We start from the raw sequence: 24,534 nt of genomic DNA on the forward strand, positions 1-24,534 counted from the left end.
TCTCGCGTTCCTTGCTTCGAGGGGGAAGATTAGGTTCGATTCGGGCGAAGATGTTTGCGTTCTTGCCTCGTGATCGCGAGAGATGGGGGAGAATTTTTCCCATGGATGCGCTTGACCGGAAGATTCTTACCGAGCTGCAGTTGGACGGCCGTCTGACGGTCACGGAGCTGGCCGGTCGCGTGCGGCTGAGCGTCTCGCCCTGCCACCGCCGCGTGCGGGACCTCGAACGCGAGGGCGCGATCCGCGGCTACCGCGCCGTCGTCGACCCGGCCGCCGTCGGCCTGAACTTCGAGGCCCTGGTCTTCGCCACCCTGCGCTGGGAGGACCCCGACACCGTCACCGCCTTCGAGGAGGCCGTGACCGCCATCCCGCACGTCATCCAGGCCCAGCGCCTCTTCGGCGAGCCCGACTACCTCCTGCGGGTCGCCACCGCCGATCTGCCCGCCTTCCAGCAGCTCTACGACCAGCAGCTCGCGAGGCTGCCCGGTGTCCAGCGCCTGACCTCCACCCTCGTCATGAAGAACGTGATCGACGACCGGCCGCTGCCGGAGAAGTAGCCGACGTCCCTCAGGCCGTCTTCGGCTCGTAGCCGTCCAGTTCGCTGCGTAGCGTCTGGCCCGGGAACGGCCGCTCGTACGGCTCCAGCAGCACCGCCCGCAGGCTGCTGAGCGGGTCGACTATGGGGCGTGCGTCGTACTCGATGCCGTCCTCGTCCTCGTAGTCGTCCAGCCGATCCCACGGCGGGATGACGAAGGGGTACCACTCCCATCGGAAGCGGCCCTTCCCGTCGGGGTGTACCTGCCACTGCGTCCCCCGGTGGTGGTTGTGGACCTCGCCGAGGTACCAGGCGGCCACCTGAAGGAACGCCTCGTCCTCCTGCTCCCGGAACTCCTCCAGCGAGGTGAACCTCTCCCGCACCGCCGCCTCCAGGCGATCCAGCGACTCGGGGGAGAAGTCCCACAGGCCGCCGACCTCGTGCACCCAGGCCGAGAATCGGGACTGCTGCTCACGCAACCACAGCGGCAGCACATCGTTCTCCGACCGCAGCACGTCCAACTCACGTGCTTCGCGGATGTCCTTGGCGCTCCAGTTCCACCTACTCATGGGCCCGACCGTAGTCGCTCGCACTGACAGTCCCGGTCGCAACGACCTTGCCGGAGGGCGGAGTTGTCCTCCCCCCAGTGCCCCGCGATCGGGGGCTCGGGCTGCTCGCGCTCGTACGGCGCCGGCGGCGAGCCGTAAGTGTGCGGGGCAGTGCGGCGGAATTCGGGGACGGTCGTTCAATGGCCAATCGGTTGTTCAGTGAGTCGGTCGGTGGGTCGGTTAGTGAGCCGGTCGGTGGGATGGTTGAGTCGTTGATTGATTGGTTAATTGACGGAGATTGATGGCGGGTTAAGTTCATGCGAGCCGCTGGGCTGCGAGGGCGGTGAGGGGGGTTTAAAATGCAGTTCGGCGAATTCGTGGAGTGGCTGGTCGGTTGCGGTGTCCGTCAGAACGTGCGGGGACGCGGGAACGCTTCTAGCGTGAGAGGCATGGGCACTCAACAGACAACACGAGACACGATCTACACCGTCGTTGAGGGCGATACGCTCGGCGCTATTGCCACTCACTTCAAAACCACCGTGAAGCAGCTTCAGATCTGGAACAACATTCCGAACCCCAACATAATCCAGGTGGGGCAGCGGCTCATCGTCCGAAAGGCGGCGTCTGGGGGAGGAGCGCCCGCGCCGACCGCTCCGGGCCTGGTTCCGTTCCCGGGCAAGGACTTCTTCACGAGCCTGCCTCCTACGGAGAGCCCCATCATCCTGAACATGGGGCTGCGCCTCGTAGAAGAAGACTGCGGCGCCCCCTACGGGTTCAGTGGTCCTGGGCCCCGGTGGAACGAGAAGCACCGGCAGGCCTACTCCCTGTGGCAGCAGACATTGGGCTTCACAGGAGCCGACGCGGACGGCATTCCGGGGCGGACGTCCTGGGACCGGCTCCGCGTTCCGAGCCCGTCGCCTGAGGAGTGGGGCTCCGACTGAAGGATCCGACCCGAGGAACCGTCGACCTCCCCGCCGTGCAACGCCTGTGCGCGGCGGGGAGTCGATTTGTCGTTTTGCCCGGTCGGTATCGTGGGGGGATGAGGAGACGGTACGGGGAATGGGTAGCGGTCATTTCCGTCCTGGCCGTCTTCGGGGACCGGTGGAAAGCAGGTAGTGGTCGCCGTGGGATTTCGTAGGGCGGGGGCAGTGGAAGAGGACCGTCGTGTGGTGATCCGGCGCGCAGAGCGGCGGGATGCCCGGCGGCTCACCCGACTCGTGCGGAGTTCGGGGGCTTATGAAGGACGATATTCCGCGATGGTCGAGGGATATCAGGTGGGGCCGGACTACATCGAGGCACACCGGGTGTTCGTCGCTGTGCGAGAGGGAGTTCCTGGGAGCGACGGCGGCGGTGCGGGGGCGATGAAGGGGGAGCGGGTCGGGGAGCGGGTTCTCGGGTTCTATTCGCTCATTGTGGAGCCGCCGGAGCTCGATTTGATGTTCGTGGACGATCAGGCACAGGGATACGGCATAGGGCGTCGGCTGATCGAGCACATGCGGGGCGAGGCGCGGCGCGTCGGGATCGACCGCGTACGGGTGGTGTCGCATCCGCCCGCCGAGGGCTTCTACCGCAGCGTCGGTGCCCGGCCGAGCGGAACGGTACGGGCGAATCCGCCGGCGGTGATGTGGGACCGCCCGGCGCTGACCTTCGTGATGGGGGAGGGCGTATGAGCGGGTCGCGATCGTTCGAGGAGCTGGTGGCCGAGGCCGAGGCGGTATCGGTCGAGGGGTGGGACTTCTCGTGGCTGGAGGGGCGCGCCACGGAGGAGCGGCCCTCGTGGGGGTACCAGCGGGCGATGGGCGAGCGGTTGGCGCGGGCGTCGGCGGCGTTGGACATCCAGACCGGCGGCGGGGAGGTGCTCGCCGGGGTGGCCGAGCTGCCGCCGCTGATGGTCGCCACGGAGTCCTGGCCGCCGAACATCGCGAAGGCCACGGCGCTGCTGCACCCGCGCGGGGCGGTCGTGGTGGCCGATGCGGACGAGCCGCCGCTGCCGTTCGGCGATGCGGCCTTCGATCTTGTGACGAGCCGTCACCCGGTGACCGTGTGGTGGTCGGAGATCGCCCGGGTGCTGCGGCCGGGTGGCACGTACTTCTCCCAACAGGTGGGCCCGGCCAGCGTGTTCGAGCTGGTCGAGTACTTCCTGGGGCCGCAGCCGGCGGACGTACGGCGGGCCCGGCATCCCGAGGAGGCGCGCCGGGCGGCGGAGGAGGCCGGCCTGGAGGTGGTGGATCTGCGCGCGGAGTCGCTGCGGACGGAGTTCCACGACATCGGCGCGGTCGTCTACTTCCTGCGGAAGGTGGTGTGGATCGTCCCCGGGTTCACCGTCGGCACGTACCGGGAGCGGCTGCGGGAGCTGGATGAGCTGATCCGCGGTGCGGGGCCGTTCGTGGCGCATACGACGCGGTTCCTGATCGAGGCGCGCAAGGCGGTGCGGAGGACGGGGTGAGCCCGTCCTCCGCACGCGGGGCCCGCCCGCCGCTCACGAGAGCCCGATCAACTCCCCGTGCTCCGCGCTCCACAGGTCCTCGGTGCCGTCCGGCAGGAGCAGTACCCGGTCCGGGCGGAGAGCCTCGACCGCGCCGGGGTCGTGGGTGACCATCACGATGGCGCCCGGATAGCCGTCGACCGCCGTCAGTACCTCGTCCCGGGAGGCGGGATCGAGGTTGTTGGTGGGCTCGTCCAGGAGCAGCACGTTCGCGCCCGAGTGGACCAGGCCGGCCAGCGCCAGCCGGGTCTTCTCGCCGCCGGAGAGCACCCGGGCGGGCTTGTCGGCGTCGTCGCCGGTGAAGAGGAACGAGCCCAGGACGCGGCGGGCCTCGCCGTCGGTGAGGTGGGGCGCGGCGGCGGCCAGGTTCTGCCGGATGCTGGACGCCGGGTCGAGGGTGTCGTGTTCCTGGGCGAAGTAGCCCAGGCGCAGACCGTGGCCGGAGACGACCCGGCCGCTGTCGGGGGTCTCCTGACCGGCGAGGATGCGCAGCAGGGTGGTCTTGCCCGCGCCGTTGAGGCCGAGCACGACCAGCCGGCTGCCCCGGTCGACGGCCAGGTCCACCCCGCCGAGCACCCGATGTCCGCCGTAGGCCTTGGTCAGGCTGATGGCGCCCAGCGGCGTACGGCCGCACGGTGCGGGCTCCGGCAGCCGGATCCGGGCGGTCCGCTCCGTACGCCGGGCCGGTTCCAGGCCCGCCATCAGCCGGTCCGCGCGCCGCACCATGTTCTTCGCGGCGACGGCCGTGGAGACGTGGGAGCGCATCTTGTCGGCCTGGGTGCGCAGTGCCGCGGCCTTGCGCTCCGCGTTGGCCCGCTCACGGGTACGGCGTCGTTCGTCGGCCGCGCGCTGGGTGAGGTGGGCCTGCCAGGTGGTGTTGTGGACGTCGATCGTGGCGCGTGCGGGGTCGAGGTGGAAGACGCGGTTGACGATCCCGGCCAGCAGTCCGGTGTCATGGCTGATGACCATCAGGCCGCCCCGATACGACGTCAGGAAGGCGCGCAGCCAACCGATCGAGTCGGCGTCGAGATGGTTGGTGGGCTCGTCCAGGAGCAGGGTGTCGTGGTCGGCGGCCAGGATCCGGGCCAGCTCGACGCGGCGTCGCTGACCGCCGGAGAGCGTGCCGACCGGCTGGTCCATGACCCGCGGCGGCAGCCCCACACCGGCGGCGATCCGGGCCGCCTCGGCCTGTGCCGCATAGCCGCCGCGCGCCTGGAAGTCGGCCTCGGCGCGGACGTACGCGGCCATCGCCCCCCGCTCCTGGGAGGCGTCGCCGGCCCGGGCCATCGCGTTCTCGGCGGCCCGCAGCGCTCGTACGGCACGGTCCAGGCCGCGCGCGGAGAGGATGCGGTCGGTGACGGTGGTGTCGGGGTCGGCGGTACGGGAGTCCTGCGCGAGGTGCCCGAGGGAGCCGGTGCGGGTGATGTCCCCGGCGGCCGGGCGGTGCCGGCCGGTCAGCGTGTGCAGCAGGGTGGTCTTGCCCGCGCCGTTGCGGCCTACGAGGCCGATGCGGTCGCCGGGGGCGATGTGGAAGGAGAGGTCGGACAGCAGGAGTCGGGCGCCGACGCGTACGTCGACACCGCGCACGGTGATCACGGAAAACGCTCCGGAAGGAGAGAGGAAGAGGGGAGGTCTTGGAACTCGGGGGCGGCTGCCGCGGTGCGCGCGGTGGCCTCGGCCGGCACGCGCCGGGTGCGGATGCGCGCCTGCGGCTACGCGTGACACGCCTGTGTGCGGACACACCGGTGGCGTGGAAGCGGGTTTCCGAGCTAAGAGATCCGGGGCGTAGACATGGTCGGGAGGGTAGCGGGGGCCGGGTGCCGGACGCAGCCGATTTTCTGCGCGACCGGGGGCGGCCCTGGGCTGCTGCGTGTCGGACGAGGCGCCGGGTCAGTCCTGCAGGTTCGGCCGATCCTGCCGGTCCTGCCGGTCCTGCCGCTTCTGCCGATCCTGCCGGTCCCACTCGCGCCGGGCCGCCGATGCGATCGTCGCGCGGGCCTCCGCTTCGGGCAGGCCGGTGTGGCAGGCGGCCTCCGTGAGCCGTGCGGCGAGTTCCCGCCCCAGGCCGGACTCGTAGGCGCGGCAGGCGGCCCAGAAGAGGCGGGCGTTGCGTTGGCCGTCCGGTGAGGTGCGGACGAACCGTACGAGCGCGGCGGCGGGCTGGGCCGGGGCGCCGGGCGCGGACCGGCGGTGGGCGGACGGGGCCGGGGCGGTGAGGAGGGCGAGCAGGGCGCGTGGCGCGGGGGCGGGACGGAGCGGGGTGTCCGGCGCGAGGACGTACCGCCCCCGGGCGGTGAGCGAGCCCGGACCGACCAGATAGCCGCCCGCACCCCGCACGTCGATGCCCGGGGCGAGCCGGCCGACCGAGTTGGGGACGGGCGGGGACGGCGGGCCGGTGAACCACAGGTGGCGTCCGCCGCTGGGGGTGCGGACGACGACGGTGGGCGGGATCGCCACGCCGTGCGCTTCGGCGAGGAACCGGAGGGCGGTGAGGCCGTCGGCGCCGTTCTTGGTGTCGAGGTCGATGCCGATGAGGTGGTGCGGGGGCCGTCCGCAGGCGATGCCGTAGCCGGTGGCCCAGGGGGCGGCGGCGAACAGGCGGCGGACGGCCAGGGGGTCGGTGCTCGCGTCGTGTACGCCGTGCCCGATGCGGCCGCACCCGCCGCGGCAGGGCGGGACCTCGGGGTGGCCGCGGTGCGGGGAGCGGATGGCGGGGAGTTTGCCGCGGGTCAGCGGAATGACGGGGTAGCCGCGCTCGGCGGCGAGCAGGGCATGGGCGAGCGCGGCGGCGTGGGCGTCGGCGGGGGCGTCCGCGCGCGGTTCCTGTCGGACGGCGGTGTGCGGTTCGGCATGGCGTCGGTGCGTGGCCATGACGCTATTTTCGTACGAATGTTCGATGAGGGGAAGGGGGGCGTGCGTCGAGGCGCCCGTGCGCCGGGTCGGTGGGCCGGTCGGGTGGGGTCCGTACCCCTTGCGGGGGAAGGGTTCCGCCCAGGCCGTGACCTCACGGAGACGGGCGGGCGGCGCGAGGTGGTGCGGCGGGGGTTTACCCGGGGTTCCTCATGCTTGCGAGGGAATCGCCCCTTCGTGGCGGGTTCGCCGGGGATTCGTGGGCAATCCTGAGATCGCGACGTCGAGGAAGCACCGTGGTGGTCGGCCAACTGCCCGGTGGACAAGCGGAGTTCGCGAAATCCGTGATCCGTGTCGGGCGGGATCGAGCAGGCGGGTCCAGCAGGCCGGGTCCGGCAGCTCAGGCCCAGCAGACCAGATCCAGCAGGTCAGATCCAGAAGTTGTGTTCCGTAGGAGGAATAGACATGGCAAGCACCCGTACTGCCCGCATCATGGCCGTGGCCGCCGCGCTGCCCTTCGCGGTGGCGCTGCTGTCCGGCGTGGCGCAGGCCGACAACGGCGGCTTTGCGAACAACGGGTCGAGTTCGGCGGCGACGAGCCAGACGGGGACTGGCGTCGGCCACGACAACAACGGCAACTCGACCACCGGCCAGCAGGTCGCCAACGGTGCCGGTGCCTCCAACCAGAACAACACCGCGAGCGTGAACGGCTCCGGTTTCACGGACATCGACCAGGACAACACCACCGTGAACTTCACCGAGCTGTGGTGAGCCGGTGAGCCGGTGAGCCGCCCTGGGGAGTGGCGGCTGACCGAGGGGTGATGTCGGGGCCGGCGCCGAGAGCGAATGGGGCTGCTCCGGGGTTCAATCGCACCGGCCTTGACAGCGAGCGGGTTTCTGACGGACAGTCAGAAACCCGCTCGCTCGTTCGTACGTCCGGACGCCCCTTGCGCGCCGGACGTACGGCCACCAGAAGGGGAGGCCGCCGACGTGCACCTCGCCCCCACCCCGCGCCAGGAGCAACTGCGCACCGAACTCCGTTCGTACTTCCGCCAGTTGCTGCCCGACGGGCCGAAGGGACTGCCCGAGGACCCCGAGGCGCAGCGTGCGCTGCTCCGCCGGATCGGCGCCGACGGCATGCTGGGCCTGGGCTGGCCGACCGCGTACGGCGGAGCGGGCCGCGGCCCCGACGAGCAGTTCGTCTTCTTCGACGAGGCCTACCGCGCCGGCGCCCCGGTCTCGATGGTCACCCTCAACACCGTCGGCCCGACCCTCATGAAGTACGGCACACCGCAGCAGAAGGACTACTTCCTGCCGCGGATCCTCAGCGGCGAGACCGTCTTCGCGATCGGCTATACGGAACCGGAGGCCGGCACCGACCTCGCCGCGCTCCGTACCCGCGCGGTGAAGCGGACGGATGACGACGACGGGCGCGCCCACTGGCTGATCAACGGGGCCAAGTCCTTCACCAGCAACGCCCACCAGGCCGACTGGATCTGGCTCGCCTGCCGCACCGACCCCGACGCGCCCAAGCACAAGGGCATCTCGATCATCCTCGTGCCCACCGACGCGCCGGGCTTCTCCTGGACCCCGATCGAGACGGTCGGCGGACTGACGACCACCGCCACGTACTACGACGACGTCCGCGTCCCGGCCGGCCACCTCGTCGGCGAGGAGAACGCCGGCTGGCAGCTGATCACCAACCAGCTCAACCATGAGCGCGTCGCGTTGGCCGCCCTCGGCATGCAGGCCGAGGACGCCTTCGACGCGGCGCTGGCGCACGCCCGTACGCCGGACCCGGAGTCCGGCGAGCGCCCGGCGGACCATCCCTGGGTGCGGTCCCGGCTCGCCGAGGCGCACGCCCGGCTGGCCGCCACCCGCCTGCTGAACTGGCGCCTGGTCGGCGATGTGGGCGCCGGGACGCTGGGCCCCGGTGATGCCAGCGGCGTGAAGTTCGCGGGGACGGAGTCCACCGTCGAGGTCTACCGGATGTGCCAGGAGGTGGTCGGCGACGCCGCCCTGGTGCGGGCCGGTTCGCCGGGCGTCTTCCAGGACGGCGAACTGGAGCGGATGAACCGCGCGGCGCAGATCAACACCTTCGGGGGCGGCGTGAGCGAGGTCCAGCGGGAGATCGTCGCGACGATGCGGTTGGGGATGCGGAGGGGGCGGCGGTGAGCGATCCGCACGGTCGAGGCGGGCCGCACGAGCGGTCGAGGACTGACGAGCACGACGGGCTGCACGAGCGGCTGAAGGCCTACGAAGGGCGGCCGTCCTCCACCGCGGGCGTCGGAAAGGACCTGGTCAACGCCCCGATGATCCGGCACTGGTGCGAGGCGATGGGCGATGCGAACCCGGCGTACGACGGGCCGGACGCGAGCGCCCCGCCGACCATGCTCCAGGCCTGGACGATGGGCGGGCTGTCGGGCCACACCGACCGCTCGGGGGCGTACGACGAACTGTCCCGGCTGCTGGACGGCGCCGGATACACCTCGATCGTCGCGACGGACTGCGAGCAGGAGTATCTGCGGCCGCTGCGCCCGGGTGACCGGATCACCTTCCGCGGAGTGATCGAGTCGGTGTCCGCGCGCAAGACGACCAAGCTGGGGACCGGGTACTTCGTCACTACGCGGATGGACATCTGGGCGGACGGCGAGCCGGCGGGGACGCACCGCTTCCGGGTCCTCAAGTACGCCCCCGCCGCGTCGAGGACTCCCAGGAGGATGCCGTCGGGCAGCCCATCGAGGACGCCCGAGGCCAGGCGGCCCCGTCCGGTGATCAACCGGGACAACGCCGGGTTCTGGGACGGCGTCGCCGGGCACCGGCTGCTGATCCAGCGCTGCGGCGGCTGCGGCGAGCTGCGCTTTCCGTGGCTGCCGGGCTGTGGCGGCTGCGGTTCGCCCGAGTGGGACACGGTCGAGGCGAGCGGCGCCGGCACGGTCTATTCGTACGTCGTGATGCACCACCCGCCCTTCCCGGCCTTCGACCCTCCCTACGCCGTCGGGCTCATCGAACTGGCGGAGGGCGTGCGGATGGTCAGCAACGTGATCGGTGTGCCGCACGACAAGGTGCGGATCGGGATGCCCGTGCGGCTTGAATTCCTGCGGGTGGACGAGGAGTGGGAGTTGCCGGTGTTCCGTCCCGAGGGCGGGGTGGCGGGCTGACATGGACTTCACGCCTACGGAGGAGCAGCGGGCCGCGAGCGAACTGGCGGCCGACGTCTTCGGCGATCTGTCCACGCCCGAGCGGCTGGCCGGGCTGGGCAGCGCCACCGACGCCGAACTGTGGAAGGCGCTGTGCGCGGCCGGTCTGCCGGGCGCGGTCGAGGAGACCGGGCTGCTGGGGCTCGCCCTGCTGCTGGAGGAGCAGGGCCGTACGACGGCGCAGGTGCCGTTCGCCGCGACCTGTGTGTACGGCCTGCTGGCGATCGGCGCGCACGGGAGCGCGGAGCAGCGGGCACGGCTGCTGCCCGGACTGCGGGCCGGCGAGTCGGTCGCGACCGGGGCGTTCCCGGCCCGGCGCGGTGGCGTACGGACGGAGGCGGGGGACGGGACGGGGGCCGCGGCGGGTGCCGGGGCGCGGGCCGAGGGGACGGCGCGGCTGACCGGTTCGGTCCCGGTGGTGCCCTGGCTGCGCGAGGCCACGCACGTCCTGGTGCCGGACGCCTCGTGCACGCTGTGGCTGGTACGCACGGACGACACCGGTGTACGGCGGGAGCCGGTCGAGACCACCGCCCCGTGGTCGGCGGCCCGGCTCACCCTGGACGGCGCGGCCGGCGAGCGGCTGGGCGGGGCCGATGCCTACCCCGGCACGCTGGCCGCCGCCCGCACCGCCTTCGCCGCCCTCCAGGCCGGTGTCTGCGCCGGCTCCCTCGCCCGCGCCGTGTCCCACACCACCACCCGCGAGCAGTTCGGGCGCCCCCTCTCCACCAACCAGGGCGTCCTCCTGCGGGCCGCCGACGCGTACATGGACACCGAGGCGATACGGGTCACGGCCTACGAGGCGGCCTGGCGGTACGACGAGCGACTGCCCTGCGCCGCGCACGCGCTGACCGCCGCCTGGTGGGCATCGGAGGCGGGCAAGCGCGTGGTGCACACCGGCCAGCATCTGCACGGGGGCATCGGCGCCGACGTCGACCACCCCGTCCACCGGCACTTCCTCTGGGGCCGGCAACTCGACGCCCATCTCGGCTCGGGATCCCAACTCCTCGAAGAACTGGGGGACTTGATGACAAGCGAGGGTCAGACGTGACGGCCGGCGGCGAGAGCGGCAGCAAGGCCGGTGGCGAGAGCGGCACCAAGCCCGGCGACGAGCTGCCGCCCCTGGAGATCCCCCTCACCCGCACCCTGATCGTCGCCGGAGCGCTCGCCTCCCGCGACTACCAGGACGTCCACCACGACACCGAGGCGGCCAAGGACAAGGGCTCCCCGGACATCTTCATGAACATCCTCACCACCAACGGGCTGGTCGGCCGCTACATCACCGACCACTTCGGTCCCACGGCGGTGCTCCGCGCCGTCGCGATACGCCTCGGTGCCCCCAACTACCCCGGCGACACCATGACGTTGACGGGCACGGTCACCGACGTCGACGGCGACACCGCCCGGGTGCGGATCACCGGCGCCAACGCCCTGGGCCACCACGTCACCGGCACGGTCACCGTGAGCCTCCCGGGAGGCACCGCATGAGCCTGCACCGCCCCGACTCGCTGTCCGGACGGGCCGCCATCGCCGGTATCGGCGCCACCGAGTTCTCCAAGGACTCCGGACGCAGCGAACTCAAGCTCGCCGTCGAGGCCGTCCACGCCGCCCTCGACGACGCCGGACTGACACCGGCCGACGTCGACGGCCTGGTCACCTTCACCATGGACACCAGCCCCGAGATCACCGTCGCCCAGGCGGCCGGCATCGGCGAGCTGTCCTTCTTCTCCCGCATCCACTACGGCGGCGGCGCGGCCTGCGCCACCGTCCAGCAGGCGGCCCTGGCCGTCGCCACCGGGATCGCCGAAGTCGTCGTCTGCTACCGCGCGTTCAACGAGCGCTCCGGGCGCCGCTTCGGCTCCGGGGTCCAGGAGCGGCAGCCGTCCGCCGAGGGCGCGGCGCTCGGCTGGAACCTCCCCTTCGGCCTGCTCACCCCCGCCTCCTGGGTCGCGATGGCGGCTCAGCGCTATCTCCACACCTACGGCCTGACCCCGGAGGCGTTCGGGCAGGTCGCCGTCGTCGACCGCCGGCACGCCGCCCGCAACCCGGCCGCGTACTTCCACGGCCAACCCATCACCCTCGCCGACCACGCCGCCTCCCGCTGGATCGTCGAACCGCTGCGGCTGCTGGACTGCTGCCAGGAGACGGACGGCGGTCAGGCGATCGTGGTGACCAGCCCCGAGCGGGCCCGCGAGCTCCGCCACCCCGCCGCCCTGATCACCGCCGCGGCGCAGGGCGCCGGCCGCGCCCAGGAGCAGATGACCAGCTTCTACCGCGACGATCTGACCGGCCTGCCGGAGATGAACGTGGTCGCCCGCCAACTCTGGCGCACCGCCGGCCTCGGCCCCGCCGACATCTCCGTCGCCATCCTCTACGACCACTTCACCCCCTTCGTGCTCATGCAGCTGGAGGAGTTCGGCTTCTGCGGCCCCGGTGAGGCCGCCGACCTCGTCGCCGCGGACACGCTCCCGCTGAACACCCACGGCGGCCAGCTCGGCGAGGCGTACCTGCACGGCATGAACGGCATCGCCGAGGCCGTCCGCCAGCTGCGCGGGACGTCCCCGAACCAGGTCCCCGACGCCGCCCATGTGCTGGTCACGGCGGGTACGGGGGTGCCCACGTCGGGGTTGGTCCTGGGCCGGGACGGCTGAGGGGCCCGGGCGGGGACGGCTCAGGGTCCCGGGCGCAGAAGGCTCAGGGTCCGGATAGGGAGGGCTGAGGGTCCCGTCCCCCCAAAGGAGGTGGGGTGGGCCCCACCCGTACAACTTGAGGCGGAGAGCCCTTCGGCACCTGGGACCGATCCCCCGAAGCCCCCCTCGCTTCTAGCGTTGAGCCCATGACCACGCCAGTGTGCACAAGAGCTTCGACCGCCGCTGTGTTCCCGTCGTTCTCGTCCTATGTACGGGCCCGGGGGCCGGTCCTGCTGCGCGCCGCGCGGTCGCTGTCCGCCAACCCCAACGACGCCGAGGACCTCCTCCAGACCGCGCTGACCAAGACCTATGTGGCCTGGGAGCGCATCGAGGACCACCGCGCCCTGGACGGCTATGTCCGCCGCGCGCTGATCAACACGCGCACCTCCCAGTGGCGCAAGCGCAAGGTCGAGGAGTTCGCCGTCGACGAGCTCCCCGAGCCGGACCCGCTGCCGGCCCCCGACCCCGCCGAGCTGGAAGGCCTGCGCGACGCGATGTGGCGGGCGGTGATGCGGCTGCCCGCCCGCCAGCGCGCCATGGTCGTCCTCAGGTACTACGAGGACCTGAGCGAGGCCCAGACCGCCGAGGTCATGGAGGTCTCGATCGGCACGGTCAAGAGCGCCGTCTCCCGCGCCCTGGCCAAACTCCGGGAGGACCCTGAGCTGGCCATGATCCGGTAACGCGCGGGACACCCGTGCGCCCGCCCTATGCCAGCGTCAAGAGCGGCCTCCGGGGCGAATAGGCCCGCATTTTGGCCACCACGCCCGGCGCGCCCGTCGGCCCCGCCCACCCGCCGGTACACACGATTCATGACCGTTGACCTCGTTCATGACCTCACCCCTGACCTCGACGACCTCGACCACGGCCTGAGCCTGGGACGCATCGGCATCTGGAGTCTGGCCTTCACCCACGGGGAGCGCGGCGAGGCCCGCGACGCCGCGGCGGAACTGGAGGAGCTGGGCTACGGCACGCTCTGGCTCGGCGGCAATCCCGGGGGCAATCCCCGCGGCGACCTCGTCACGACGACCGAGCTGCTGGCGGCGACCGACCGGACGGTGGTCGCACCCGCCTGCGTCTCCATCTGGCACCAGCCCGCGTCCGAGCTCGCCGCGGCGTACCACGCCGTACCCGACCGCCAACGCGGGCGGCTGCTCCTCGGCCTGGGGGTGAGCCACTCGCAGGTCGAGCAGCGCTACCACCGGCCGTACACGGCGCTCAGCGGCTATCTCGACGCGCTGGACGGCTCGGCTCCGCCGCTCCCCAAGGCGAGGCGCTTCCTCGGTGCCCACGGTCCGAGGATGACCCGGCTCGCCGCCACCCGGACCGCCGGCGTCCAGCCGCACCTCACCGTCGCCGACCACACCGCCCACACCCGCAAACTCCTCGGCGACGGCCCGCTGCTGGCTCCCGCGGTGTCGGTGATCCCGGACACCAGCCCGTCGACCGCCCGCGCCACGGCCCGCGCCGCCCTCGCCCCGTACCTCGCCCAGCTGAACTACGCCAACAGCTGGCTGCGCTCCGGCTTCACCACGGACGACCTCGCGGGGCACGGCAGCGACCGCCTCGTCGACGCCGTCTTCGCCTGGGGCACCCCCGAACGGATCGCCGCCCGCATCGCCGAACGGTTCGCCGCGGGCGCCGACCACGTAGCGGTCCAGGTCGTCACGGACGGCCGCCGCCCGTACGACTTCCCGCGCACGGCATGGCGCACGCTGGCCGAGATGCTCCTCAACGCGTCGTGAGGTGCGGCCTGTTGGAGCGGCCGGCATCCGTGGTGCCGCGCGGGACGACGCGGTGTCACCCACAGGGGTACAAGTGGGCGGCAGCGGCGTAGCGGACCGCTCCCGAAGCCAGTCTCTTTGTGGAGCTCCTGCCCGGGAGATCTCCGAAGACTTGGGGGAAGGGACCTCACATGCGTACACGTCAGCGCGCCGTCTTCGCTGCGGCGGCTGCCTTGAGCGGGCTGCTTCTGGCACTGGCTCCGGCCGCCTCCGCCACGCCGGTCGAGGCGCGGGGCACCACTTCGGTGGCCGACGCGTCCGGATTCTGCGGCTACTACGACGGCTCTGCCACCACCCGGCGTGGTGACCATGGCGACCGTGTCAGAGAGATCCAGTGCGTGATCAACGCCTGGAACGGTGGCTCACCACTGGCCGTCGACGGGAGCTTCGGCCCGCGCACGGAGAGCTGGGTGGTCTACTTCCAGGACGTGAACGGTCTCCAGGTAGACGGCGTCGTCGGCCCGGAGACGTGGGCGGCCCTGCGCGCGGTGTGAACGGCGCGGCCGAATCGAGCCTGTCCGATCAGGTGCGGTTGCACGACCCGTCGGACAGGCCCTGACAACCGGGCCGGGGGTGGTGATCGCCCCTGGCCCTCACTCGGTTTCGGCGGTGGCGTCCGTCGCCGCGGTCGTGGGTGTGCCGGTGGCCTCCGCCGATGCGGGTGCCGGGGCGTTGCCCTCGGCCGCCGCCAGGCTCTCGCGGCGCTTCTGCGCCAGTTCCGCGGCGAACTTCTCGGACTGCAGCCGCATTTCCGCTTCTGCCTTCAGGTCGAACTGCCGCACCGTGGCTCCCCCTTCTGCCGTTTGCCGACAGCGTTCCCGCCACGGCCGCGCCGACCCCGTCGGCGGCACGAAGGAAGCCCCCGGCAGTTGCACGCCCGGCCGCTACGCGCCGTCGCGCACGACCCGGCGCACGGTCAGCGCGCGGAGTCGGCGGCGTACGCGACGAAGTCGACCCAGGTGGCCGGCGGGAGCTGCAGCCGAGGCCCGTCGGGGTTCTTGGAGTCCCGGATGTGGATGGTGGAGGGGGTGGCGGCGACTTCGATGCAGTCGGGCTCGTTGCCGTTGCCGCTGTAGCTGCTTTTGGTCCAGGCAACCTCGATGCAGTCGTCACGCTCGTTGCTGTCGCTGTAGCTGCTCTTGGTCCACATGCCAGTAGGCCGGAGCGTCATGTCTCTCCCCGCAGTTTCTCGATGAAGGCCAGTGACTCCCGTGGAGTGAGAGCCTGCGACCGGATGATCCCATAACGGAGTTCAAGGATCCGGAGCTCCTTCGGAGCAGAAGTCGCATGGTTGGCGAGCTGCACTTCGGAGCGGCCCACTGCCGAACCATCTGGGAACTTCAGAACCTCGATCTCACCCATCATCCCGGCGTGGTCCTCGCGTTCGGTCGGCATCACCTGGATCTCGACGTTCCGCAACTGTCCGAGCTCCAACAGACGTTCGAGCTGTCGGCGCAAGGCCATTCTGCCGCCGAGCGGGCGCCGCAGCGTAACCTCTTCCTGGACAAATGTGAGCGCGGGTGCCGGGCAGCGGTCGAAGATCGACCGACGAGCCATCCGCGCTTCCACCAGCCGGTCGATGTGGTCCGGCGAGAGCGCTGGGCGTCGCATCTCGTAGAGCGCGCGCGTGAATTCCTCTGTCTGCAACAAGCCATGGAAGTTGTGGCTGCCGTACCAGCCCACCTCGACCGCCTCGGCCTCCCACCTCGTTAGATCCCGGACCTTCTTCGGGTACCGCGCCCGCGCCAGGTCCTTCTTCATTGCGGCGATCTTCCCGTCCGCGCCCAGCACTTCGTCGGCCCTGTCGAGGAATTCTGGACGGGGAATACGCGCGCCACGCTCGATCTTGTAGATCAGGTCACCCGTGTACCCAAGGGCCTTCGCGAACTCCGCCGGTCGCAGACCTGCGGATTCCCTCCACAACCTGAGCTGGTGACCGACGGTCTCCACGACGGCCTCTGAATCGTTCGCTGGGTCGAGGTCCCAGCCTGCCTCGTCCGCGCCGTCAATACTCATCCGCTTCCGCCTCCTAGACAGCGAAGACGCCCGCAGACAACCCGCGGACATCACCATGCGTACCGGCGTCATCACTGTTCAGCGTAAACACGGCCGACCACGCTGAGTGACATGAATCAGCAAATCGCCGAGCCCGAGCTCCGGTTCAAGGTCCAGCTGTCGGCCACCCGTCGAGGGGCCCGCCTTGCGCGGCTGCTCGCCGTCGAGCAACTCCGGGTCTGGGGGCTGCCGTTCGAACGGCCCGCTCAGGTCGTCGCCGAGCTGGCCGCGAACGCCGCCTCACACGGACGCGTACGGGGGCGCGACTTCAGGATCGTGCTGTTCTTTGACGCGGACACGCTCCGTGTCGAGCTGGTGGACGCGCGCCCGGACCGGATCCCGGTCCAACCGGCTCCGGGTGTAGAGGAGTCGGGGTACGGCCTGATCCTCGTGGACGCGCTCGCTGATCGATGGGGGACCTGGCCTGGGCCTGTGCCCTGCAAGACGGTCTGGGCGGAGTTCGACCTGCCGCCATGGCGCTGAAGGCCGGGAACTGGGCTGGCGGTGCCACTGGCCGTAAAAGACCAAATAACCCCAGGTGAAAAGAACCAACCCACCAAACCCCACCGGGGGACCGCATGTCCGTCACTCGCTCGGGTGATCGAGTGGCGGAGGGCTCGCCTCCGCTCGTCCCGCCGTTGCACTCTCGGTAGCAGGAACACCACACACCGCAGACATGCGACGGCCCTCGACTGGGACGGGCATCCCGGACCGAGGGCCTGACCACCAAGGAAGAGAAGGCTTCCTGATGGCTAAGCCGCAGCTTAACGCGCCCTCGCGCGCCCAGTACGTCGTTCGACGATCCACCTCCGGAGTCCGCAAGGTGACTGAATTCCAGCAACCAGGCTTCACCATCATCGGCAACCATCTCGCTCAGCACAGTGAGCTGTCGTTCCTCGCCAGAGGGCTCGCCACGTACATCCAGTCGCTTCCCGAGGGTGCACCGGTCGATATCCGGACGCTCGCGCAGCAGTCCCGCGAAGGCCGGGATCGCATCGCAGGCGCCCTGCGGGAGTTAGAGGCGTACGGCTACTTGGAGCGGGTTCGGCAGCGGAACGATCAAGGGCGGCTCGTCACCGTCACCATCTCGTACAACAACCCTGAAGCCACTCGCGCTCGTCGCGCCCGCGAGGCCGCCGCCCGTTCCGTTCGCCGGAGCGCAGCCGATCCAGCCCCTGAGGAGCCCGCCCCATCGGCGGTCCCCGAGCCCCCGCCCGCACCGAAGACACCCCCACCCGCCCTCCCCCAACCCCGCGACCAGCACAAACACCACCCCGCCGGGTCCGCCCTGCTGGCGAACCTGCGGCGGGACGACCCCCGTCTGCTGCTCTCCGTGCAGGACGTCCAGCGCCTCGCTCCGGCCGTCGCCGCCTGGCTGGAACGCGGTGTTGCCCCGGACTCCGTACGCCGGGCGCTGACCACGGGGCTCCCGCAGCCGCTCCGCAGTCCCGCGGCCCTGATCGCCCACCGCCTCGCCGAAGGGCTGCCGCCACCCCTCGCGGCAGCGGCTCCCGCCGGCCCCGCGCGTGCCCAGCTGCCTCCGTTCCAGACCTGCGACGGCTGCGAACGTGCCTTCCGTGCCCCGGCGCCCGGCCGTTGTCGCGACTGCCGCCACAGAGCCGCGGAGGAATCACGGCGGCCTCAGCGTGAGCCGGCGGCGCCCGACGCCAACTCCCCTGACCAGGTTGGTGATTGCGAGGTTCCGGCGCACCCCGAATGTCTAGACTCGGGGTATTGAGCGAGGCAATGGGGGCGCAGTTGAACAACCCGATCCCTATACCCACGGATCTGGCGCTGCCGCCGGAACGTCCCATGGGGAGGCTGCGGCGGCTCTGGCGCTCCAGGAAGGCGCTGGCCGGTCTGACGCAGTGGATCATCGACTGGGGGCTGCCCTTCGCGGCGGGCATCTCCGTGCTGTACGTCTTCGCCGCTCGGGCGGCGAGCCCCAGCAAGGTGTACAAGACGTTCACCCTGATCGATGCGCCGGAGCACGCCCTGCTGTGGCTGGCGTCCGTCATCGGCTGGCTGGCCGTCCCGGCCGTCATCGGTGGGGTCGCCGGTCACGTGATCGCGACCCGTATCCAGAGCGTGAAGTCCATCGCGACGAGCACGCTGTTCGAGCAGCGCGGCTGGGGGGACAGGCTCAGGCCGCCGTCGCGGATCGACTACCTGGGGAGCTACTTCCACGGGACGCTGGCGGAGCAGGTCTTCGTGGACGCCTTTGTGCGGATCGCGCATCGCAACGACTGGGTCAAAGCCCAGGACCATTGGGAAGTCATCATCAGGGACACGATGAGTACGCAGCAGTTCTCCAAGCTCGACCGGCACGAGTGCCTGCGGCAGGCGCAGGACGCGACGCTCATCCATATGCGGCCCCCGGCGCTGGTCGGGCTGTGTGCGGTGTGTGTCGCCCGGAAGCCGTGAGGGCCGTGACGGTGAGCCGCAGCGGGCGTGGACGGGGGGGTGTGGGCGTGGACGTGAACGTGGACGTGGACGTCGACTTCGGGTGTGGGCGTAGCGGAGAGGGCGGCGGTGGCTGATGCAGGCGGAGAGTGCGGTGGAGATCGTCCGGGCCTCGCTGGCCCTGGCGTTTCCCACCGCTACGGATGAGGGCCTGACCAGGGCCGCGGAACTGGTGCTGCGCTGGGGTTCCGAAGGGGTGGGGGTCCAGTTGGAGCCGGATCTGGCGGAGCGGATGCTGCTCGACCTGATGGCGGTCGCGGGCCAGGAGCCGCGCGAGTTCGAGGCCGCCCGGGCGCCGCGTACCCGTCTGACCTATGTCGAGCCGGCGGCGAGCCGCGCGTGGAGCCGTACGTCCGAGACGCGGGACGACGGGCTGCCGTTCATTCCCCGGCCGCCCGAGCGTCCCGGGCGGGGCCGGTTCCGCGGCGGGTGGGGCCGGACCGGGCGCGACTGAGCCTTAGGGGGAGTCAGCGCGTACGTGCCGGGGCGAAGGGGATCCCCGAAGCCATGCCGCGACGGCCGACCATGAGGGACTCGCCGAGGAAGCTCACGCCGATGGAGAGCTGGAGAGGGCGTGCGTTCTCGTGCATGCCCATCTTCACCGCCAGGACACTGAAGCCGGCCGTGACCGCCAGGGTGCCGATCACGGCGAGGAAGGTGCGGCCGGTGTACCGCTGCCACAGGACACCGCCCTTGTCGACGAGCTGAACGGTGGCGCCGCGGAGTGCGCCGAGTGCCGCGCCCAGGGCGGCGCCCGCGATGACCCAGGTGAGGTCGGTGCCGGTCAGATCCGTCATCTTGACGAGGGACAGGACGCCGATCCCGGTCAGAATCACCGGGGCTGCGAAGAGGTCCCTCGCATTGACCGGTTCACCGATCATCCGTTTGATCACCACCGCGATCGCGACCACCGCGATGATCGCAGCGAGCAGCCAGGGGTCCACGCAGATACCACCCATCTTTATGGCACGACTGAGCTAAAACGATGTTAGCCCGACCGTGCTATAAAGCCAACGTGCCGAAGATCGTCGATCCCGTGGCCCGTCGCAGAGTGGTGGCGCAGGCCGTCCTGTCCGTCGCCGCCCGGCATGGGCTGGAACATGCGTCGCTGCGCAACGTCGCGGAGGAAGCCGGACTCGCCGTCGGCTCGGTCCGCCACTACTTCGCCGACCACGACGCATTGATGACCTTCACGATGAGGGAGCTGAGCCGGCGCATCGGCGACCGCGTCCGCACCCACGCCGAGCGGCTCCTGGCTCCCGACGGCCGCACCGACCGCCGAGCCGGAACGGAAGAGCTTTTGGCCGAGTTCCTCCCCTTGGACGAGGCCCGTCGCCAGGAGTCCGCGCTCTGGCTCGCCTTCACCGCCGCAGCACACACCCGCCCCGAACTGCGGCCCTGTGCCGCCGAGATGCAGGCCGACCTGCACACCCTGATGTCGCGCGTGCTCCACGAAGCCCGGCGCGCCGGCGGGCTGCCGGCCGACATGGACGTCGAACTGGAGAGCACGCGACTGGCCGCCCTCCTCGACGGACTCAATCTCCAGGCAACGCTGCTGCCGGACCGCTATCCGCCCGAGCTGCTCCGGCAGGTACTGGGACGGCACCTGGACGCGCTCAGAGCCGGCAACTGACCTATCCCCCGGGAACGATCCGTGCGTCTGGGGGCGGTGCGGTCCGGAGGGAAAAGGGATTGCCTCGGGGCCGTGGCTGGCGTTGGCTGGCAGCATGTCCGAACTGCGTACCGATCGCCTCGTCCTGCGCCGTTGGCGTGATTCCGACCTTGAACCGTGGGCGGCGATGAACGCCGATCCCGAGGTTCGGGAGCACTTGGGCGACCTGCTCACCCGCGAACAGAGCGATGCCTGCGTGGCGCTGTTCCAGGCCGAGTTCGACCAGCGGGGCTACGGGTGGTGGGCGGTCGAGGTGCGGGCCACGGGCGAGTTCATCGGCTTCGCGGGTCTGGACGACCTGGACGACGACATGCCGTTCACAGGAGTGGAAATCGGCTGGCGGCTGGCCCGCTCGGCCTGGGGGAAGGGCTACGCCACCGAGGCCGCGCTGACGGTCCTGGCCCATGGCTTCGACCATCTCGATCTGCCCGAGATCGTCGCCGTCACGACGGCCACCAACCATCGTTCGCAGGCGGTGATGCGCCGGATCGGCATGACCCGGGACCCGGCCGACGACTTCGAGGACCTCTCCGAGCCCGAAGGGCCACTGCGGCCGAACGTGCTGTTCCGCATCGCCCGCAGCGCGAGGAGCTGACGCTCTCCGCTCCTCGGGCCCGGTCTCCTCGGGCCGGTGTCCTCGGGTCCGGTCTCCCTGGGGCGTGCGTCTACCCGGTCCGGTTGGTCAGCAGCCGCCCCACCGCTTCTTCCAACTGCGCGATGCGGTCGGCCAGATCGGTCGCCGCGTCCCCTGCCGGCTCGCCGCCGTGCGCCTCGCCCCGGTCCGTCTCGTCACCGCCGTCCTCCGGGCCCGACTCACGGCCCGCCCTGTCCCGCAGGAGGAATTCGAGCTGGGCGAGCTGGGCGGCGACCTCCGCCAGGCGCGTGGCCTCGGTGGACGCGGTGGCCGCCGCGGACTGCTCGCCCAGCTCCTCGGTCGCGTGGCCCTGGGGCGCGTGGGACGCCTCCGGGGCTTCCGGCGCCTCCACCGCCGGGCCGCCGGGACGGCCGCCGTCCGAGGTAAGCAGCCGCTTCAACTGTTCTGCCTGGGCGGCCAGTTGGCGGTTCTTGCGGTGCAGTTCGAGGAAGACGTTCACCTTCGTCCGCAGCAGCCACGGATCGAAGGGCTTGATCAGGAAGTCGGCGGCGCCGACCGTGTAGCCGCGGTAGGCGTAGTTGGGGTCGACCGAGGCGCCGGTCAGCAGGATGATCGGCACGTCCTTCGTCTGGTCCAGCCCCTTGATGTTGGCCGCCGTCTCGAAGCCGTTCATGCCCGGCATCAGGACGTCGATGAGCACCACGGCGAACTCCTCGCGGAGCATCGCCTTGAGGGCCTCCTCGCCGGAGCGGGCCCGGACGACCTTCTGGGTGAGGGAGCCGAGGACCGCCTCCAGCGCCACCAGGTTCTCCTCCATGTCGTCGACGATGAGGATGCTCGGGGCGGTGTCCGGTGTCGTCGTCATGGCCGCTGCCCCGCCGTTCCCCGGTCGTCCCGGTCCGCGCCCGCGGGATCGGCCTCGTCGCAGGCGGCGGGGTCGGGGTCCGGCGGCAGGGTGCAGTTCTCGGGATCGAGGAGTGTGCAGATCACGGACAGCAGGCGGTCCACGTCCACCGGTTTGGGGATGTAGTCGTTGGCCCCGCTGTCGATCGCCTTCTCCCGGTCGCCCGGCATGGCCTTCGCGGTGAGGGCGATGATCGGCAGGTCCGCGAATCGGGGGGCTTGTCGGATCGCCTTGATCATCTCGTAACCGTCCATTTCGGGCATCATGATGTCCATCAGCACCAGCGACACGTCCGGTGTCCGGTCCAGGACCTCCAGGCCCTCGCGGCCGTTCTCGGCGTACTTCACGCGGATGCCGACCCGGCCCAGTACATGTGTGAGCGCGAAGACGTTGCGGATGTCGTCGTCGACGATGAGGATCCGGCGGTTGGCCAGCACCTGGCCGGGGCGCCCGCTGAGCCAGTCCTTGAGGCGGGTGGTCTCGGGCCAGGTGACATCGCCGCCGTCGCCGGTGCGGGGTCCGGCATGGGGCGCCGGTTCGTGCTCGCGCACTTCCTCGGTGGCGAAGACGTCGCCCCGTGAGGAGCCCTGGTCGGGCCGGGGCCGGGTCGTGGGCGTCGGCGTGGGCCGGGACGTGAGCTGTTCGGCGAGGACGGGGCGGGGCGTGGGGGCGGAGCCGTCGCCGAGGGCGGGGAGCGGGGTGGTGTAGCGGGCGGGCACGTACAGGGTGAAGGTCGAGCCGACGTCGGGCTCGCTCTCGGCGGTGATCCGTCCGCCGAGCAGCGCCGCCATGTCGCGGCTGATGGACAGGCCGAGGCCGGTGCCGCCGTACTTGCGGTTGGTGGTGCCCTCGGACTGCTGGAACGCCTCGAAGATGTCGTCGAGTTTCTCGGGCGGGATGCCGATCCCGGTGTCCTTGACGGAGAAGGCGAGGACGTCTTCGGCGGTGCGCAGGGACTCCTCCTCGAACTCGCTTCCCGGTACGCGCCGGACGCGGAGTTCCACACCGCCGGAGGAGGTGAACTTCACGGCGTTGGACAGCAGGTTGCGCAGGATCTGCTGCAGGCGCTGTTCGTCGGAGAACAGCTCCTTGGGGACGTCGTCGCCGACCTGGACGTCGAAGGTGAGGCCGCGGTCGACGGTGAGCGGCTTGAAGGTCGCCCGGACGTAGTCGAGGAGTTTGATGAGGGGCAGCGGCTTGGGATGGACGTCCATCCGGCCCGCCTCGATCTTCGACAGGTCGAGGATGTCGTTGATCAGCTGGAGGAGGTCGGAGCCGGCGCGGTGGATGGTGACGGCGAACTCCACCTCCTGCGCGTTGAGCCGGCCCTCGGGGTTGTCGGCGAGGAGCCGGGAGAGCACCAGCAGGGAGTTCAGCGGGGTGCGCAGCTCGTGCGACATGTTCGCCAGGAACTCGGACTTGTACTGCGACGACGTCGCGAGCAGTGCGGCCTTCTCCTCCAGCTCGGCGTTGGTCAGCTGCAGCTCGTCGGAGCGCTGGCGCAGCTCGGCGGTCAGCCGCTGGGACTCCGAAAGGAGCGACTCGGTACGGGCGTTGGCGATGATGGTGTTGATCGAGACGCCGATGGTGTTCACGAACTGGTCGATGAAGGCCAGGTGCACCTCGCTGAAGCGGCTGAAGGAAGCCAGCTCGATGACGCCCAGCACCTGGTCCTCGAAGAGGACCGGGAGGACGACGATGCTGGCGGGGGCGGCGGCGCCGAGGCCGGAGCTGATGGTGATGTAGTCGGGCGGTACGGCGTCGACGACGATGCGCTTCTTCTCCATGGCGGCCTGGGTGATCAGGCCCCAGCCGGGGGAGCCCATCCGCAGCCGCGGCAGCCGGCGGTGGGCCTCGGGCTGGCCGGTGCCGTAACCGGCGATGAGTTCGAGCCCCTCACCCGGCTCGGCGCCCGCCTCGGCCAGGAAGAACGCGCCGAACTGCGCGTTCACCAGAGGGGTCAGCTCGCGCAGGATCAGGTCGGCGACCTCGACCAGGTCGCGGTGGCCCTGCATCAGGCTGGCGATACGGGCCAGGTTGGACTCCAGCCAGTCCTTGGCGCGGGTGGTCTCACGGAGGTTGGCGACCATCAGGTTGATGTTGTTCTTCAGCGCGGCGACCTCGCCCTGGGCCTCCACGGAGATGGAGCCGGACATATCGCCCTGGGTGACCGCGCTGGCCACCTCGGCGATCGCGCGGACCTGCGTGGTCAGGTTGAGCGCCAGGTCGTTGACGCTGGTGGTCAGGCGCTTCCAGGTGCCGTAGACGCCCTCGACCCGGGCCTGGCCGCCCAACTGGCCCTCGCTGCCGACCTCGCGGGCCACCCGGGTGACCTCGGAGGAGAAGGAGGAGAGGGTGTCGACCATCGTGTTGATGGTCGTCTTCAGTTCCAGGATCTCGCCGCGGGCGTCGACGTCGATCTTCTTCGACAGGTCGCCCTTGGCGACGGCGGTGGCGACCTGGGCGATGTTGCGGACCTGGGACGTGAGGTTGTCGGCCATGAAGTTGACGTTGTCGGTGAGGTTCTTCCAGACGCCGGACACGCCGTGGACCTGGGCGCGGCCGCCCAGGCGGCCCTCGGTGCCGACCTCGCGGGCCACCCGGGTCACCTCGTCCGCGAACGCCCGCAGCTGCTGGACCATGGTGTTGACGGTGTCCTTCAGCTCCAGGATCTCGCCGCGGGCGTCGACGTCGATCTTCTTCGACAGGTCGCCGTTGGCCACCGCCGTGGTGACCTGGGCGATGTTGCGGACCTGGGA

28 protein-coding genes are annotated in these 24,534 nt (G+C 70.8%); 19 read left to right on the plus strand and 9 right to left on the minus strand.

The features are described from left to right. The first annotated feature begins 101 nt into the window (after nt 1-101). Complete coding sequence (locus ACFWZH_RS02185) at nt 102-557, plus strand: Lrp/AsnC family transcriptional regulator (RefSeq protein ID WP_384424376.1); 456 nt, start codon at nt 102-104, stop codon at nt 555-557. A 10-nt stretch (nt 558-567) separates the two neighbouring features. Here the strand turns inward: ACFWZH_RS02185 and ACFWZH_RS02190 are convergent, their stop codons facing one another. Further along, nucleotides 568-1,104 carry a hypothetical protein gene (locus ACFWZH_RS02190; protein WP_384424378.1) on the minus strand — a complete coding sequence of 179 codons (537 nt, stop codon included), beginning with the start codon at nt 1,102-1,104 and terminating at the stop codon, nt 568-570. A gap of 428 nt (nt 1,105-1,532) precedes the next feature. Between ACFWZH_RS02190 and ACFWZH_RS02195 the strand changes: the two genes are divergently transcribed. The 3 genes from ACFWZH_RS02195 (at nt 1,533) to ACFWZH_RS02205 (ending at nt 3,529) form a co-directional block, all read left to right on the plus strand. After that, a complete protein-coding gene (locus ACFWZH_RS02195; RefSeq protein ID WP_384424379.1) occupies nt 1,533-2,024 on the plus strand; it encodes a peptidoglycan-binding protein in 492 nt (163 codons plus the stop codon). Nucleotides 2,025-2,231: 207 nt separating this feature from the next. Beyond that, entirely contained in the window at nt 2,232-2,753 is a 522-nt protein-coding gene (locus ACFWZH_RS02200) for a GNAT family N-acetyltransferase (RefSeq protein ID WP_384424381.1), read from the plus strand. Next, nucleotides 2,750-3,529, plus strand: a complete 780-nt coding sequence (locus tag ACFWZH_RS02205; protein WP_384424383.1) for a class I SAM-dependent methyltransferase — start codon at nt 2,750-2,752, stop codon at nt 3,527-3,529. The genes ACFWZH_RS02200 and ACFWZH_RS02205 overlap by 4 nt, the downstream gene beginning before the upstream one ends. Before the next feature lie 33 nt (nt 3,530-3,562). On the opposite strand, the gene ACFWZH_RS02210 is transcribed toward ACFWZH_RS02205, so the two are convergent. Continuing rightward, on the minus strand, nt 3,563-5,164 hold the full coding sequence (locus ACFWZH_RS02210; protein WP_384424385.1) for an ABC-F family ATP-binding cassette domain-containing protein: 1,602 nt from the start codon (nt 5,162-5,164) through the stop codon (nt 3,563-3,565). A 294-nt stretch (nt 5,165-5,458) separates the two neighbouring features. After that, on the minus strand, nt 5,459-6,439 hold the full coding sequence (locus tag ACFWZH_RS02215) for a bifunctional DNA primase/polymerase (RefSeq protein ID WP_384424387.1): 981 nt from the start codon (nt 6,437-6,439) through the stop codon (nt 5,459-5,461). A 444-nt stretch (nt 6,440-6,883) separates the two neighbouring features. Here ACFWZH_RS02215 and ACFWZH_RS02220 point away from each other — a divergent pair, with 444 nt between their 5' ends. From ACFWZH_RS02220 to ACFWZH_RS02260, 9 genes are all read left to right on the plus strand, one after another. After that, the gene (locus ACFWZH_RS02220) at nt 6,884-7,189 is read left to right on the plus strand and encodes a hypothetical protein (RefSeq protein WP_384424389.1); all 306 of its coding nucleotides are present in this window, start codon (nt 6,884-6,886) and stop codon (nt 7,187-7,189) included. 219 nt (nt 7,190-7,408) lie between these two features. Further along, nucleotides 7,409-8,593, plus strand: coding sequence for an acyl-CoA dehydrogenase family protein (locus tag ACFWZH_RS02225; protein WP_384424391.1), 1,185 nt, complete (start codon nt 7,409-7,411; stop codon nt 8,591-8,593). Beyond that, nucleotides 8,590-9,579, plus strand: coding sequence for a bifunctional MaoC family dehydratase N-terminal/OB-fold nucleic acid binding domain-containing protein (locus ACFWZH_RS02230; RefSeq protein ID WP_384424393.1), 990 nt, complete (start codon nt 8,590-8,592; stop codon nt 9,577-9,579). Before ACFWZH_RS02225 ends, ACFWZH_RS02230 begins: the two co-directional genes overlap by 4 nt. A 1-nt stretch (nt 9,580) precedes the next feature. After that, nucleotides 9,581-10,666, plus strand: coding sequence for an acyl-CoA dehydrogenase family protein (locus ACFWZH_RS02235; RefSeq protein WP_384424395.1), 1,086 nt, complete (start codon nt 9,581-9,583; stop codon nt 10,664-10,666). Then, nucleotides 10,663-11,103: a MaoC family dehydratase gene (locus tag ACFWZH_RS02240; protein WP_384424397.1), complete on the plus strand. Its 441-nt coding sequence runs from the start codon at nt 10,663-10,665 to the stop codon at nt 11,101-11,103. The genes ACFWZH_RS02235 and ACFWZH_RS02240 overlap by 4 nt, the downstream gene beginning before the upstream one ends. Continuing rightward, nucleotides 11,100-12,266 (plus strand): lipid-transfer protein, encoded by a 1,167-nt coding sequence (locus ACFWZH_RS02245; RefSeq protein WP_384424399.1) that lies wholly within the window; start codon nt 11,100-11,102, stop codon nt 12,264-12,266. The genes ACFWZH_RS02240 and ACFWZH_RS02245 overlap by 4 nt, the downstream gene beginning before the upstream one ends. A gap of 185 nt (nt 12,267-12,451) precedes the next feature. After that, a complete protein-coding gene (locus tag ACFWZH_RS02250) occupies nt 12,452-12,985 on the plus strand; it encodes a SigE family RNA polymerase sigma factor (protein ID WP_384424401.1) in 534 nt (177 codons plus the stop codon). 129 nt (nt 12,986-13,114) lie between these two features. Continuing rightward, on the plus strand, nt 13,115-14,047 hold the full coding sequence (locus ACFWZH_RS02255) for a TIGR03620 family F420-dependent LLM class oxidoreductase (protein WP_384424403.1): 933 nt from the start codon (nt 13,115-13,117) through the stop codon (nt 14,045-14,047). 170 nt (nt 14,048-14,217) lie between these two features. Continuing rightward, a complete protein-coding gene (locus tag ACFWZH_RS02260; RefSeq protein ID WP_384424405.1) occupies nt 14,218-14,580 on the plus strand; it encodes a peptidoglycan-binding protein in 363 nt (120 codons plus the stop codon). A gap of 99 nt (nt 14,581-14,679) precedes the next feature. Here the strand turns inward: ACFWZH_RS02260 and ACFWZH_RS02265 are convergent, their stop codons facing one another. From ACFWZH_RS02265 to ACFWZH_RS02275, 3 genes are all read right to left on the minus strand, one after another. Beyond that, nucleotides 14,680-14,868, minus strand: a complete 189-nt coding sequence (locus tag ACFWZH_RS02265; RefSeq protein WP_384424407.1) for a hypothetical protein — start codon at nt 14,866-14,868, stop codon at nt 14,680-14,682. A gap of 134 nt (nt 14,869-15,002) precedes the next feature. Continuing rightward, nucleotides 15,003-15,236 carry a DUF397 domain-containing protein gene (locus tag ACFWZH_RS02270; RefSeq protein ID WP_384424409.1) on the minus strand — a complete coding sequence of 78 codons (234 nt, stop codon included), beginning with the start codon at nt 15,234-15,236 and terminating at the stop codon, nt 15,003-15,005. A gap of 17 nt (nt 15,237-15,253) precedes the next feature. Continuing rightward, nucleotides 15,254-16,102, minus strand: coding sequence for a helix-turn-helix domain-containing protein (locus ACFWZH_RS02275; protein WP_384424411.1), 849 nt, complete (start codon nt 16,100-16,102; stop codon nt 15,254-15,256). 111 nt (nt 16,103-16,213) lie between these two features. Between ACFWZH_RS02275 and ACFWZH_RS02280 the strand changes: the two genes are divergently transcribed. The 4 genes from ACFWZH_RS02280 to ACFWZH_RS02295 all read left to right on the plus strand — a co-directional run bounded on the left by ACFWZH_RS02280 (nt 16,214) and on the right by ACFWZH_RS02295 (nt 19,058). Next, complete coding sequence (locus tag ACFWZH_RS02280) at nt 16,214-16,624, plus strand: ATP-binding protein (RefSeq protein ID WP_384424413.1); 411 nt, start codon at nt 16,214-16,216, stop codon at nt 16,622-16,624. A gap of 340 nt (nt 16,625-16,964) precedes the next feature. Next, a complete protein-coding gene (locus tag ACFWZH_RS02285; RefSeq protein ID WP_384424414.1) occupies nt 16,965-17,879 on the plus strand; it encodes a helix-turn-helix domain-containing protein in 915 nt (304 codons plus the stop codon). Then, nucleotides 17,876-18,565 carry a DUF6313 family protein gene (locus ACFWZH_RS02290; protein ID WP_384424416.1) on the plus strand — a complete coding sequence of 230 codons (690 nt, stop codon included), beginning with the start codon at nt 17,876-17,878 and terminating at the stop codon, nt 18,563-18,565. The genes ACFWZH_RS02285 and ACFWZH_RS02290 overlap by 4 nt, the downstream gene beginning before the upstream one ends. Nucleotides 18,566-18,680: 115 nt before the next feature. Next, nucleotides 18,681-19,058, plus strand: a complete 378-nt coding sequence (locus tag ACFWZH_RS02295) for a hypothetical protein (RefSeq protein WP_384424418.1) — start codon at nt 18,681-18,683, stop codon at nt 19,056-19,058. 13 nt (nt 19,059-19,071) lie between these two features. Here ACFWZH_RS02295 and ACFWZH_RS02300 read toward each other — a convergent pair whose 3' ends face one another. Then, nucleotides 19,072-19,563: a DUF1453 domain-containing protein gene (locus tag ACFWZH_RS02300; RefSeq protein WP_384424420.1), complete on the minus strand. Its 492-nt coding sequence runs from the start codon at nt 19,561-19,563 to the stop codon at nt 19,072-19,074. 56 nt (nt 19,564-19,619) lie between these two features. On the opposite strand from ACFWZH_RS02300, the gene ACFWZH_RS02305 reads away from it, so the two are divergent. Both ACFWZH_RS02305 and ACFWZH_RS02310 read left to right on the plus strand, forming a co-directional pair. Beyond that, on the plus strand, nt 19,620-20,237 hold the full coding sequence (locus tag ACFWZH_RS02305) for a TetR/AcrR family transcriptional regulator (protein WP_384424421.1): 618 nt from the start codon (nt 19,620-19,622) through the stop codon (nt 20,235-20,237). Between the two features lie 94 nt (nt 20,238-20,331). Then, complete coding sequence (locus ACFWZH_RS02310; RefSeq protein WP_384424423.1) at nt 20,332-20,871, plus strand: GNAT family N-acetyltransferase; 540 nt, start codon at nt 20,332-20,334, stop codon at nt 20,869-20,871. A gap of 70 nt (nt 20,872-20,941) precedes the next feature. On the opposite strand, the gene ACFWZH_RS02315 is transcribed toward ACFWZH_RS02310, so the two are convergent. Continuing rightward, on the minus strand, nt 20,942-21,736 hold the full coding sequence (locus tag ACFWZH_RS02315) for a two-component system response regulator (protein WP_384424425.1): 795 nt from the start codon (nt 21,734-21,736) through the stop codon (nt 20,942-20,944). Next, the coding region (locus ACFWZH_RS02320; protein WP_384424427.1) for an ATP-binding protein at nt 21,733-24,534 on the minus strand (2,802 nt) is incomplete at its 5' end. The genes ACFWZH_RS02315 and ACFWZH_RS02320, both read right to left, overlap by 4 nt.

The sequence above is a fragment of the Streptomyces sp. NPDC059008 genome (assembly GCF_042749045.1).
Taxonomy (GTDB): domain Bacteria; phylum Actinomycetota; class Actinomycetes; order Streptomycetales; family Streptomycetaceae; genus Streptomyces.